This window comes from Rossellomorea sp. LjRoot5 (genome assembly GCF_964253455.1).
Classification (GTDB): Bacteria; Bacillota; Bacilli; order Bacillales; family Bacillaceae_B; genus Rossellomorea.
Window position 1 is genome coordinate 1,191,433 of record NZ_CAXUQN020000001.1, and the last position, 13,430, is coordinate 1,204,862.

The window sequence follows — 13,430 nt, forward strand, 5'->3', positions numbered from 1 at the left end:
GAATATGAAAAAATCAATCAGCCTGGCAAGTATCGCGATTCTATTATTTACCCTACTATTGAGCGGATGCTCGGGAAACAGTGCATCCGGCTCTGGAGAAAAAGAAGTCGTGAAAGTCGGAGTGAATGGATCCGGGGTGCCGATTTGGGAGTATATGAAAGAGAAAGCAGCGAAGGAAGGGATTGACATCGAGATTGTGGAGTTTGCCGATTACGTGAGACCGAACCAGGCGCTGGCCGATGGGGATATCGACCTGAACGCCTTCCAGACGATTTCGTATTTTGACTCTTTCGTTGAAGAACATAATCTGGACCTTGTACCAATCGGCTCGACGATCATCGCGCCGATGGGCATCTATTCGGAAAAATATAAATCGGTAGAAGACTTACCGAAAGGAAGCAAGGTAGCCGTCCCTCAAGAGGCGACGAACCTCGGCCGTGCCCTTCTCTTACTGGAAGAAGCAGGTTTGATACAACTGAAAGAAGGATTTGATCAGTCACAGGGTCTCGAAGCCATCAAAGAAAACCCGAAAAACCTTGAATTCACACCGGTCGTTGCTGCCCAGACACCGAGGGTACTGCCGGATGTTGCGGCATCGATCATCAATAATGGTGTGGCGGTGGAAGCAGGACTCGTCCCGGTCGATGACAGCATCTATATCGAAGGAGCGGAATCCAAGCCGTTCATCAATATCATTGCGGCCCAGGAAAAAGATAAAGACAATAAGACTTATAAAAAAATCGTTGAGCTCTATCAGCAAGATGACGTAGCGGAACATATCAAGAAATCATACAAAGATTCCCTGATCCCGACATTCGTGCCGGTCAGTGAATTGCATTAGGAGGGAAAAGAGATGAGTCAACCAGCAGTGATTGCAGATCGTAAAAACAATATCGTCTCAGCAGTCGATCAATTGGCGGTGAAACTCGTGTCGACCAGCCATCAGATCCACGACAAACCTGAAATCGGAAACGAAGAGTTTTTTGCTTCAGAGACCTTGACCACCCTCCTTGAAGCCAACGGGTTCTCCATTGAACGGGGAGTGGCGGGTCATGAGACTTCCTTTGTGGCACGCAAACATTCAGGGAAAGAAGGGCCGGTCATCGGCTACCTGGCTGAATATGACGCCCTGCCTGGACTCGGTCACGCCTGCGGTCACAATATCATCGGGACGGCAAGCTGCGGGGCGGCCATCGCCCTGTCGTCCGTACTCGAGGAAACAGGAGGGGAAGTGGTGGTGTTCGGGACTCCTGCCGAGGAAGGCGGCCCGAACGGAAGTGCGAAGGGCAGTTTTGTAAAAGCAGGCTTGTTCGCAGGAGTAGATGCCTGCATGATGGTTCATCCGTTCAACCGAACAACGCAGACAGGAAAAACCCTAGCGGTGGACCCGCTTGATTTCGAATTTAAAGGAAGGTCTGCCCATGCGGCAGCTTCCTCTGAAGACGGCATCAATGCCCTCGATGGTGTGATCCAGCTGTTCAACGGGATTAACGCCCTTCGCCAGCATGTGACCGATGATGTACGGATCCACGGCATCATCACCCACGGCGGAGACGCCCCCAACATCGTCCCTGACTATGCAAAAGCCCGTTTCTATATACGCGCTGCAACCAGGGAATCATGCAATGAAGTCACGAAGAAAGTAAAAGCGATCGCTGAGGGATCGGCCCTTGCCACCGGGACGAAACTAAATATCATCAAAATCCAAAATGAAGTCGATCACTTTCAGCTCAACCGCCGTTTCGATCAAGTATTCCAGCGCTCCATTGAGTCACTGGGCGAATCCTTCGACGATACGGAACGAAAGGGACTCGGCTCATCCGACGCCGGAAACGTCAGCCGGGTGGTCCCGACCATCCACCCCTATATCAAAATCGGGCCCGAATCCCTCGTCGTCCATACGAACGAATTCAGGGAAGCGGCGAAATCCACCGAGGGTGACCGTGCCCTTGTGATCGGGGCAAAGGCACTTGCCTTGACGGGGTATGAACTGCTGACAGATATGGGGCTTTTAGAAGAAATATGGAAAGAGTTCGGTTCAGGAAAATAAAGACGAAGAGACAGCCAAATCACGGTTGTCTTTTTTGTATTAATGGAGAATGTTCCAATGTTTAACAAAAACCCTAAGAGGATAATGAATAAATGAGAGAAAGTATCGTAGAAACCAAAGAAAGGAGAACGACATGAAAAAACTACTGATTGCAGGAAACCTATTTTTCGCACTCTTGATCCTGGGAGCATGTGGTTCAGAAGAGGCCGAGCCGGAAGAGAATACCTCAAGCGATACGGCAGAAATGAGCGACCAGCAGGATTCGAAGGAAATGGAAGATCAGGCGGCCGAAATGCTCGACAGTGAGAAGCTGCAGGAACGAATCCAAAAGGGTATGGACCTCGATTCCTATTCTGCTGAATTAACAGCAATGGAGGAAAAAGGAAAAACCACCCTCGTCAAAAAATACAACTTGACCGGGAATAAAGAAATAAAAGCGCAAATTCTCCAATCCTCAGACGGGTTTGTCGCAGTCGAAACCGATGGACTTGAAGTGACAGATGTTTCAAGCTATAAATCCATGAAAGAAGTCGAGGATCATTTAAACGAAAAGGATATGGAAGAAGATATGAGTGAGTAAACGTTCCATACCAGGCGTAATCCAATAATATATAAATGAAAGGAAGCGTTGATCTAAAAAGGATTAACGCTTTTTCCTTTGAAGTGAATGGATTGAAGGGCAGGTTAATGCATTTAAATCAAGAATAACTACATCCGCCTTCCAAAATTTATTAGAATCCCCGTTTATGAAACATCCAGTTCCAGCGTAATTTAACAGTTGTTTAGCTTCTTATTGATCTCCTTAACTGCTTTTGAGGTTTGTACATAGTTCAACCAATCTTCTTTTACAGTTTCATGCCCTTCCAACAATATTTCGACTAGATCCATATCCTTTAATGTTGTATAAAGAGGTTTTGGTTTCCCATTTACTTTGGCACCGCCCATCCTTGTTGCTATTGTAGGATTTAAAAAGAATGCAAAATCTAAGACGGTTGAACCATCGGGTAGGGATACTACATCCATTTTAGGAGTGTAAATTGTAATATCATTATGCAGTAATTCGAATGAAATCAATTCATAAAATTCTATAGGATCAGTCGAAACAGCCTTAACAGACTGAATTGAATCTCTTAGCAAATCGGAACTGAGCACTTCTATTTCTGGGACAGAAAGTTCATTGAGTAAATGAAATATACTCATATTCAAAGAGCTTTTCGTTTTGATTTCAAAGTTGACCTCAACATCTTGAACCATGACGGAGGTTTTAAGATGGCTATCGAATCTCTTTCGCTGACCTGAAATTTCATCTCGAAACATACTTGGAACAGGTCTGAATGAGTTATGTATGATTCCTAAATGTGTATAACAGTTTAGTTGGGTATCTGTGATGATATGAATGGTGAAAAGCTTAGAGAGAGACTCTCCTTCTTGAAGTTTTGAATAAGAAACGTAGATGGGTGCAGAATGCCATTTCATGTCTACAGTAAGAGGTGTTTGGTTATTTTCTAAGATGTCTCTTTTACAATAATGAAAGATGTTGGAGAAAATTTTTTCATAATTAACTTTAAGATTCTTTACACTTACATACCTTTGGGGGTTGAGATACTTAAAAGCAAGTTCCTCGAGTTCCGATTGGAATTCAACTAACCCTAACCTTTCACAAAGCGGAGAGAAAAAGACTAATGTTTCATTTGCATAAGGAACTTTCTTTTCGATCTTTTTAATACCAAGCGTTCTCATATTGTGAAGTCTATCTGCTATTTTAACAATCGCTACCCTAATATCCTTGGCTGCGTGTGAAAGTAGTTTTTCGGAATTCAAGGCATTATAGAGCTCTTTGTTTAAGGAACCTTTCTCAAACTTCGTTAATCCATCTACAATAAAGGCAACCTCAGGACCAAACTTGTCTTTAATATCCTCTAAGGAGCAATCAGTATCTTCAACTACATCATGAAGGAGAGCTGCTATAAGAGTTGTAATGTCCGCTTTATAGTCCATCAGAATTTCACACACTGTAAATGGATGACAAACATAAGGTTCTCCAGTAGCCCTTTTCTGTCCCAGATGTGCTAGTTCTGTAAACTCTAAAGCACTCTTAAAAATATTTAACTCTTTAGGTGTTAAATAAACAGCCTTTTCAATCAAAGAATTTCTTAACTCCATTACCATCTTATCTACTCCAATTTTCTTTTGGATAATTATAACATTTAAGCTGAGCGGGGGAGATGATAATTTTAAAAAATCGATTTGTTAATTCGCTTTTATACTATTTCTTTCTACTAATGCTCCTAAAAGCTAAGTAGCAAAGTAAGAATTGTCCCCAGTTTACATTAATCACAGTTCCTGCTTAAATGGCAGTCTTTCATTAAAGGGCCATTTAATGGAATATCACTTTATTACAGAGTAGACTGTTACTGCGTATTGAAACGACATGAGAAGGTAAATGTTGATGGTGATAAAGCGACTGTAGAGTTTAAGTTAGGGGTTGAGCTTGACGTTGAAAAATAAGATATTGAACCGACTGCCAATCAAGGAAACAATAACCTGAATGGCGGTTTTATTGTTTATGCAGATATATGAAGATATACATAGATAAAAGGATATAAGGTATGTATAATTATGGTAATATATCAAGCGTGCCGAGGTGTAAAGTAATGAACGGAGAAACTATCAAAGGAGGCGGCGGGCTGCATGCCAAGAATAGGTATTACTGCATATGATTTATTAATTTCGTGTCCTGGAGATGTATTAGACTATTTGGATGTGATAAAAGAAAGTGTTGAAAGTTTTAACAGAATGTATGGTGTACTCAATAATATTGAAGTAGTTACTAAGCATTGGTCCACTGATAGTTACCCCCAATCTGGGGATAAACCTCAAGAATTGTTAAATAAACAATTTGTAAGAGATTGTGATGCGGCAATTGCAATTTTTTGGACAAAATTTGGTACACCAACGGAAAAGTATGGTTCAGGCACAGAAGAAGAAATAGAAGAAATGTTTTCAGTTGGTAAACAAGTGTTCATGTACTTTTTAGATGCTCCAATTAACCCCTCAAAAGTCGATATGAATCAGTATCACAAAATTCTGGATTTTAGGGAGAAGTATAAAGATAGAGGAGTTTATGCTGTAATTAAGGACAAGCATGAACTTCAGCGTCAGTTTACAAATCATCTTGCATTACACTTTTTACCATTGGTTTCTGGAGAGAAAAGCACAACAAATGAAAAGTTAAAGCCTATTATGCAAGTAAAGGATATCAATACATTATCAGAAAAAAATTATTCTTTGTATAGGAGTAACTTGTGTGACAGTAAATTTATTAATGATAAAAAAGAAGATATTCTCAAAAAAATAAAAGTACTAAAAAATACAGGTTTACCAGGTCGGGTAGTAGTTGATTCAAAGGAGTCTGAGGATACACTTAAGGAACCCCCTAGTTATCTGAAGAATATTGATTTCCAAAAGCTAATGGGCAACATTAACAAGGTGTCGGGAACTATGAATGATGCAGATATTAGTGATAATTGGAAAAGTACTATAAAAGATTTTGCTGAAAAAAATGAAATTAGACTTGATGATGATTTCTGGAATGTGGGCGACTTAAAAAAGCAAAATTCACAGTTTAAACTTCCTTTCGGTAATAGTGGTCCTTCATTTGAGGGAACGGAGGAAGAAAAAGAACGATACACATTATTAGAGGAGTTATATTGGGATGTTAGAACTTACAATGAGTACAACGAATATTTTAATCATATTGATGAAATTAGTGTTGCAAAACTTGCAATCTCAAACGTCGGCAATTCTTATGATGAGGACATTGACGTTAAACTAATACTTCCCAAAGGTTACATCTTAAAGCATTCGGATTTACCATATCCGGGTATAAATATAATAAACGAATTATTAGAGATGAGATTTATAGATTTTATATTTTCAATCGAAGAGAGCGACACTGTTGAAAAATATGGGTATTATCCTATAAGGCCTCCATTTAAAGATATGGGGATGATAGATCCCTTTAACCAAATTAGTGCTTCGGAAGAGTATGAGAGTGATAAAGAAGAATACAGAAAGTCCTTAGAATCTCTTTTTCTGTATAGGGTATTTGAAAACGAAGACAATGATATTTTGACCTTTCATATAGAGTATTTAAAGCATAATACATCTATGTCATTTCCTTCTGTGCTTATGTTCAAGGATACTCCATCATATATTGAATATGAAATTTCTTCAAAGCATGTACCGGAAGTTTTGAAGGGTAAACTAGAGTTTAAACAAGAGTAATAATTTAGGCATTTACCGGTGTAGATAGTACCTCATTAGCATAAATTTCCAATGTCATTAACTAAAGCCAAATGGTATGTGGGAACATAATCTACACCTAACAAAACTTTAATGTTATGAAAATTTAGGAGAAGTTTGAAAATGCTTTTAGATTTTGTTTGACCAATAGTGCATAGTCTTATTTAAAATAGGTGGCAATAACGGAAGATCAGCTAATTGATAATTTGCTATTGCCCATCTTCAATTATTGGGCAGGTTAATGAAAAAATAACAAAAGTACAATCAAGCATTTCTCATATGGATAAATGCTTTTTGATTTTTGCCTGAATTGAATAGGTTTGTTTATAAAACAACAATAATATACTGATAAAAAACATAAATTTATTGAATGTCGATAAATGTTTGTTAAAATAAGCTTATAGTAAATAAGCGAGGGGTAATACTTTTGAAAAAGTTTATGGTGTTAGCATTATTGATATATGGTGCTATTACTTTAGTTGGTTGCCAATCCACAAAAGAACGAATGCCATTATTAGATACAATAACTGAAGTTTCAATTTCAAAATCTGGAGGATATGGTGGGTTAAATGAAAACTACTCCCTAACGATTAACAAAGAAGAAACTATATCAGGTTTTGAAGAAGTTCTGAAAAATACCAAAGGAGTAAACCAAGATAAGGATGTGACTAATGAGAAACCTGACTACGACATATTGCTTACTTATGCAAACGGGGATACTCAAGGATTACATCTCCTACTCGGTAAGGCGGGAGATGAAAGTGTACTAATGTTTATCGGTCACGAAAAAAATGGGTTTATTTTTTCTGCTAAAGATACAAACGAATTAAGAAAGTTATTAGATATTTAATAAAACTTTCTTCAACTAACGGGGGTGCTAATTGAAGATCGGTTCCCTTTGGTTGGAGAAATATATATTAATAACCTTGTATAAATAATCTTCTAATGGGGCACACTTAAACCAAAGTTTACTTGTTTGGCAGCCTCGTAGGAGTTGATGAAATATGAGAATGTCTGAAGCATGGGAGAAATATCAGTTAGATAAGAAAATCGAAGGGTACTCCCCATTAACATTAAAAGCTTACTGTTTCCAATATAGTCTATTGTTAAGACACTTTGGCGACATCAACATAAAAGACATCACGACGGAAAATCTGAAAAGTTACCTTATTCATGCTGGAGAACACCTAAAGCCAACAAGCTTAGGACATCGGGTTAGATGCATCAGATCTCTATTTAAGTGGATCCATGATGAAGACTACCTACATTACAATCCTGCTTCAAAATTAAAGGAACCAAAGATAGGAAAAAGAATTCCTAAGTTTCTAACTGATATAGAAATTGAACACCTCAGAGAAGCTTGTCAAAGTTCATTAGAAAATGCGTTGTTTGAATTCTTCTATTCAACAGGTTGTCGAATTGGAGAAGTTGTAAAACTAAACCAAGATGATATCAACTTCTCAGCGAACTCCGTGATTGTTCACGGAAAAGGTGACAAAGAGAGGGAAGTGTATTTTAATACTCGCTGTTCTTTATGGCTGAAACGCTACCTGGATGAACGAGACGATCTGGAGGGTTGTCTATTCATCACAGAAAGGAAGCCCCAAAATAGGATGAGCATTGATATGGTGAGGTACATTATAAAGAGGATATCAAAACGAGCAGGAATAAAGAAGAGCATTCATCCTCACCAATTAAGGCATAGTTATGCCACACATTTAATTAATAATGGTGCTCCACTGGAAGTAATTCAAAGTCTTTTAGGACATGAGAAAAGTGAGACGACAAAGATCTATGCTCAACTTAGCGGAAAGCTGCGCCAAGACTTTTATTGTAAATACTTTTAACTGTAAAGAGCCTTACACCAATTGGTGTGAGGCTTTTATTTTGGACTTAGACTAGTTAACGCAGGAAAGTATTGAGTATATTGTCATAATTTGAAATAATTGGTTTTATAGATGATCACAAATCAAATCCATATAGAATTAAGAAATTCATAGTTAGGGAGTAGTATCTTATTAAAACAAAGGAATGATGTTTCTTGGCACACTTAGATTTAAAAGCAAGATCACCATGGTCAGAACTGAAGGATATTAAATCTTTGGAAATAAAACCGTTAGGATCTAAAACCTTAAGAAAAGACATAAACATCCCGGGTAGTAAAAGCTTCACTAATCGGGCTTTAATTCTTGGTGCAGTTGCAAATGGAACGACCCAATTATCAGGCATTCTAAAAAGTGATGATTCGTATTGGTGCATAAAGGCGTTAAATGAATTAGGTGTGAAGACAAATATTGTAGACGAATCAATATCCATTGAAGGATGTGGAGGAAATTGGGTTGATCATCTCAGCCTTTATATTGGTGCAGCTGGTACCATCGGCCGGTTCCTTCCAGGCGTATTAGCAGCTGACCCATCTTCAGAAAATAGGTGGAATGTAGAAGCCAGTGAACGAATGAGTCAACGTCCCATAAAGCCTTTAATTGAGGCAGTCAATACCTTGGGTGGAAGGATAGAGTACAAGGGGAAAAAAGGTTATTTCCCTCTTGAAATAAGAGGTGGTGGACTTTCTGGGGGTGAAGTTAGTATTTCCGGGAAGACATCCAGCCAATTCATAAGTGGATTACTCCTTGCCAGTCCGCTGGCTAAACAAGATGTGAAGATTACGGTCATGGATGAAATCGTTCAACAAGAATATGTAAAGATCACAATTGATTTAATGGAGAAATTCGGTGTGAACGTCTCCTATTCCGAAGACTTTAAAGAGTTTGAGATTCCCAGAGACAGTTATAAAGGCAGAGACATACAGCTAGAAGCAGATGTCTCTACTGCATGTTATTTCTTTGCCTTGGCTGCGATCAATAAAGGCAGTATAAAAGTGACAAATGTAAATCCGGAGACGAATCAGCCAGATAGTAAGATGCTTGACGTGTTCGAAAGGTTAGGTTGTGAGATTACCAAAGGGGAGAATTGGATCGAGGTCAAAGGACCAGAAGTATTAATAGGTGGTTTTCAAATTAGTATGAAGGAAATGTCTGATCAAGCACTCACCTTGGCTGCTATTGCCCCTTTCGCCAATGGACCGATTACCATTCGGGAAGTGGAACATATTCGGACCCATGAATCAGACCGTATCAGTGCCATATGCACTGAATTGAAGAAAATGGGTATCAAAGTTGATGAATACAAGGATGGTTTGACCGTTTATCCAGGGGAACCGAAATCGGCATTAGTAGAAACGCACGATGATCATCGGGTCGCAATGTCCTTATCATTAATAGGTACTAGGGTTCCTGGTATAAAAGTAAATAACCCGAGTACTGTCTCAAAAACCTGTCCCAAGTATTACTCACTATTAGAAAATATGGGAGTGGGCATTACCTATCATAAAGTGTAGAGGCGGAGGTTGAAACATGGATCGTACTCAATTTACCTATCTAGAATTCATCAAGCAGCAGTTTACCCATTTTAAAAAGCGTGCAGAAGAGGCCATGGAACAGCTGACTGAACCTCAATGGCACTGGAAACCAAATGAAGAATCGAACAGTATCGCCGTCATTATTCAACACCTTCATGGAAATATGAATTCACGCTGGGTCAACTTCCTTATTTCTGATGGGGAAAAGCAAACGAGGAAAAGGGATATGGAATTCATTGACCAACACTTCACGAAAGATTCCTTAATGCAAAGATGGAATCAGGGGTGGGACTTGCTCTTCAAAGTGATTGAAAACTTAAAGGAAGAAGACTTAATGAAAACCATCACCATTCGGAATCAATCATGTAGTGTCATGCACGCCATCCAGATAGAAATTGCTCATATAAGCTATCACCTCGGTCAAATTATTTATATAGGCAAACAAATTAAGAATCAAGACTGGAAGATCCTTAGTATTCCGAAAGGATAGGACAGAGGGGGGAGTCTGTGGAAGTTCTATACAGAAGAGTGAAATGTAGCGATCAAGATCAATTATTTGGACTGGCAAAGAAATTAGCCACCAGTTTTGAGACCAATTCAAGAGATTTTGCAATCGTTTTTGATTCACTACTAGTGGACAAAAGTGTAGATTTAATCGTTGCTGAAAAGGAACAAGAGCTGATTGGTTATGTACTCGTCCTTCATCATCCAGCATTTTATGCGAACGGAATAGTCAGCTGGGTTGAAGAGCTGTTTGTCGTTGAACATGATAGGGGGAATGGCATTGGTAGAAGCTTAATGTCTAAGGTGGAGAGTCTTTCAATAGAGCGAGGATCTAAGCTGGTTGCTCTTGCGACAAGAAGAGCAGATAAGTTTTACAAATCGATTGGATATGATGAATCAGCTACATATTTTAAAAAGACTTTTTGATCATCACGGGTACTCCATGCAAGTTCAAGAAAAGAGGTTTTATTATGTTCATTAGTCTCGAAACTGAACGGTTAATCATACAACCTTTTATAAAAGAAAATGCCCCAAGAATTTCAGAGCTGGCAAACGATAAAGATTTGGCAACCATTCTAGGTCTCCCTCATCCATATCAATTGAAAGACGCGGAAGAGTGGATTGCCATTCAGCCTGAGCAAATTCGCAAAGGTACTGAATATCCCTTAACAATTACAAATAGAGAGTTTGGTGAAGTAATAGGGACGATTACCATAAGGATAGATAAAAGTAATAATAAAGGTGAGCTTGGTTACTGGATTGGAAAAGAATATTGGGGTAACGGTTTTGCAACGGAAGCAGTACATATGATGCTCGATTTTGGATTCAATCATTTACATTTGAACAAGATTTGGGCATCGGCTATTTCCAGAAATCATGCTTCATCTATTGTGTTACAAAAAGCTGGTTTACAAAAAGAAGGAGTCTTAAGGCAGAATAGGTTACTTCTCGGTAAGTATGAAGATGTTGATGTATATGGTCTTCTACGGGAAGAGTACTAAACTCTTTTCTTCTAAATAGGAACTATGATAGGAGTTCATTCTCTCAATATATGGAATCAATGGAGGAGAAAACTGAATGATTACAGGTAACGTATCAAAACTACATTTAGTCCAGTTTGACAGGAAAGACATCCCGACATTAATAGAACTGTCTAAATCAGTTGGGTGGGACTATGATGAACGAGAAATTGATACAGTGCTGTCAGCAGGTAACGTATTCGGACATAAGAATTCTAAAGGGAAAATTATTTCAAGTGCGGCCATCATACCATATGAAAAGAGTGTCGCTTCCATTGGGATGGTCATAGTTAACAAAGAATATAGAGGAATAGGATTAGGTAAAGAAGCAACGCAACAATGTATAAATTCCCTTTCAAGTAACATTGCCATCATGCTCATTGCGACTGAAGAAGGGAAGCTTCTCTATGAGAAAATGGGATTCCAAATCGTTGATCGTGTTCATAAGTATATATGCAACACCTATTCACCTTCTCACTTAAGCCATGGAACAGTTACCATTGAACGATTTAGAGCAAGCGACTTACATAAGATTATTGAATTGGATGAAGCGGCTTATGGAGATAGGAGAAGTTGCTTCCTTAAGCATAGGATCAATCAATCTGAGGAATGTATAGTAGTTAAGAATAGCACAAGAAATATTGTAGGGTTTGGACTATCTATATTAAACCCTATCAATCTCATAATAGGTCCCATTGTGGCAATAGATTCTCAGGTAGCATCTGTCATTCTGGATAAGCTGGCAATTGGGCATAAAGGAAAATTAAGGATTGATATACCTTCAAGTAATGATGTGTTTAGAAAAGCCGTAGAGAAGTGCGGATTTTTAAAAGTGAGTAGTCCGCCAGTTATGATGCTTAATTCAACAAAGATGCCAGGGAGGAATGGTGAGTTATTTGGTATATCTGCTCAGGTATTTGGGTGAGAGAAACGACATTTATTGTTTCTCCGGTCTGGATGGTGACAGCTTTTTTACAAAATAAAGGACAGGAAAATTAAAGAGGAGGAAAAAATGAAAAGCGGTATTAATGAAGATTGGAAAAAAGACAGAATAGCATCAGCACATACTGGAGAAAATCCAATGGTGATGACAAAAATGAGAAGTGGTTTTGTTGCCATTGGAGATACTCAATTCCTACCGGGTTATTGTGTACTACTACCCTTTAGAGACTATAGTTCACTTGAAGAATTGGGTTTTAAGCAAAGAAGTGAATTCTTGTTAGACATGAGTTTAATAGGAGAAGCTATTTTAAAGGTATGTAATGCTAGAAGAGTTAATTATTCAATTTATGGAAATACAGATGCTTATCTACATGCCCATGTGTTCCCTCGTTATAGCTGGGAACCTAAAGAAAGGCTTCCTGATCCTGTTTGGCAATATCCTGTTGAAAAGTGGCGTAACTCTGAATATCAGTACTCTGACTATGATCATAGAGAAATGAGAGATAAGTTAACCAATAAAATTCATATGTTAATGGAGCACGCTTATTAACTAAAGTGGGTTTTGCTTTGCCATCTCCTAGAATAGAAATTTTACCGTATGATAAAAGATGGGATGAGACTTTTAAAATAATTAAAGAAGTGATAAGCAATTCTTTAAGTGGTTTAATTATTGAGATTGAACACGTAGGAAGTACATCTATAGTTGGCTTGGCAGCTAAACCTATTTTGGATATTGATATTGTAATTGAGGATAACAGTGTTTTTCCAAATGTAATTAACGAGCTTGAAAAAATAGGGTACTACTATCAAGAAGAATGGAGCTTTAGAGGTAGAGAAGCATTTGGAAGAAAAGATGAACTTACTCCGTGGGACGGCAAGGATACACAATGGATGGAACACCATCTATATGTTTGCAATAAAGATAGCGAAGAGTTGGCAAGGCATTTGGCTTTTAGGGACTATCTAAGTAATAATCAAGATGCACTAATGGAGTATGAAAAATTTAAAAAAAACTTGGCTAATTCAGTGAAAAACAGAACATCTTATACTTCAGCCAAATCTGAATTTATAAGTGGAATCTTAAAAAAATCATCTGAAAACCAAAGATACTAACTTAGGGCATCTTCAATTTAAGGGGGCGTTGATCTAAGAAGGATTAACGTTTATCTTATTGAAGTTATTAGATTAACGG

Annotated in this window: 14 protein-coding genes; 13 read left to right on the plus strand and 1 reads right to left on the minus strand. The window is 38.4% G+C overall.

Annotation, left to right across the window (positions count from 1 at the left end; all coding sequences use genetic code 11):
• Positions 1–4 precede the first annotated feature (4 nt).
• From ACSQ2E_RS06020 to ACSQ2E_RS06030, 3 genes are all read left to right on the plus strand, one after another.
• A complete protein-coding gene (locus ACSQ2E_RS06020; protein ID WP_435989713.1) occupies positions 5–841 on the plus strand; it encodes a MetQ/NlpA family ABC transporter substrate-binding protein in 837 nt (278 codons plus the stop codon).
• A gap of 12 nt (positions 842–853) precedes the next feature.
• On the plus strand, positions 854–2,050 hold the full coding sequence (locus ACSQ2E_RS06025; protein ID WP_435989714.1) for a M20 family metallopeptidase: 1,197 nt from the start codon (positions 854–856) through the stop codon (positions 2,048–2,050).
• 133 nt (positions 2,051–2,183) lie between these two features.
• Positions 2,184–2,630, plus strand: coding sequence for a hypothetical protein (locus tag ACSQ2E_RS06030; RefSeq protein ID WP_435989715.1), 447 nt, complete (start codon positions 2,184–2,186; stop codon positions 2,628–2,630).
• A gap of 191 nt (positions 2,631–2,821) precedes the next feature.
• On the opposite strand, the gene ACSQ2E_RS06035 is transcribed toward ACSQ2E_RS06030, so the two are convergent.
• Positions 2,822–4,219 carry an HD domain-containing protein gene (locus ACSQ2E_RS06035; RefSeq protein ID WP_435989716.1) on the minus strand — a complete coding sequence of 466 codons (1,398 nt, stop codon included), beginning with the start codon at positions 4,217–4,219 and terminating at the stop codon, positions 2,822–2,824.
• A gap of 522 nt (positions 4,220–4,741) precedes the next feature.
• On the opposite strand from ACSQ2E_RS06035, the gene ACSQ2E_RS06040 reads away from it, so the two are divergent.
• The 10 genes from ACSQ2E_RS06040 to ACSQ2E_RS06085 all read left to right on the plus strand — a co-directional run bounded on the left by ACSQ2E_RS06040 (position 4,742) and on the right by ACSQ2E_RS06085 (position 13,351).
• Entirely contained in the window at positions 4,742–6,337 is a 1,596-nt protein-coding gene (locus tag ACSQ2E_RS06040) for a hypothetical protein (RefSeq protein ID WP_435989717.1), read from the plus strand.
• A gap of 445 nt (positions 6,338–6,782) precedes the next feature.
• Positions 6,783–7,205, plus strand: coding sequence for a hypothetical protein (locus ACSQ2E_RS06045; RefSeq protein ID WP_430339179.1), 423 nt, complete (start codon positions 6,783–6,785; stop codon positions 7,203–7,205).
• Positions 7,206–7,359: 154 nt separating this feature from the next.
• Positions 7,360–8,202 carry a tyrosine-type recombinase/integrase gene (locus ACSQ2E_RS06050; RefSeq protein WP_435989718.1) on the plus strand — a complete coding sequence of 281 codons (843 nt, stop codon included), beginning with the start codon at positions 7,360–7,362 and terminating at the stop codon, positions 8,200–8,202.
• Positions 8,203–8,396: 194 nt separating this feature from the next.
• Positions 8,397–9,752, plus strand: coding sequence for a 3-phosphoshikimate 1-carboxyvinyltransferase (aroA, locus tag ACSQ2E_RS06055; protein WP_435989719.1), 1,356 nt, complete (start codon positions 8,397–8,399; stop codon positions 9,750–9,752).
• A gap of 16 nt (positions 9,753–9,768) precedes the next feature.
• Entirely contained in the window at positions 9,769–10,263 is a 495-nt protein-coding gene (locus tag ACSQ2E_RS06060) for a DUF1572 family protein (RefSeq protein WP_435989720.1), read from the plus strand.
• A gap of 17 nt (positions 10,264–10,280) precedes the next feature.
• Positions 10,281–10,703: a GNAT family N-acetyltransferase gene (locus ACSQ2E_RS06065; RefSeq protein WP_435989721.1), complete on the plus strand. Its 423-nt coding sequence runs from the start codon at positions 10,281–10,283 to the stop codon at positions 10,701–10,703.
• Positions 10,704–10,747: 44 nt separating this feature from the next.
• A complete protein-coding gene (locus ACSQ2E_RS06070) occupies positions 10,748–11,278 on the plus strand; it encodes a GNAT family N-acetyltransferase (RefSeq protein WP_435989722.1) in 531 nt (176 codons plus the stop codon).
• A 76-nt stretch (positions 11,279–11,354) separates the two neighbouring features.
• Positions 11,355–12,221 (plus strand): GNAT family N-acetyltransferase, encoded by an 867-nt coding sequence (locus ACSQ2E_RS06075; protein ID WP_435989723.1) that lies wholly within the window; start codon positions 11,355–11,357, stop codon positions 12,219–12,221.
• Between the two features lie 87 nt (positions 12,222–12,308).
• On the plus strand, positions 12,309–12,788 hold the full coding sequence (locus tag ACSQ2E_RS06080) for an HIT family protein (RefSeq protein WP_435989724.1): 480 nt from the start codon (positions 12,309–12,311) through the stop codon (positions 12,786–12,788).
• Positions 12,789–12,805: 17 nt separating this feature from the next.
• Positions 12,806–13,351 (plus strand): GrpB family protein, encoded by a 546-nt coding sequence (locus tag ACSQ2E_RS06085; protein WP_435989725.1) that lies wholly within the window; start codon positions 12,806–12,808, stop codon positions 13,349–13,351.
• Positions 13,352–13,430 lie beyond the last annotated feature (79 nt).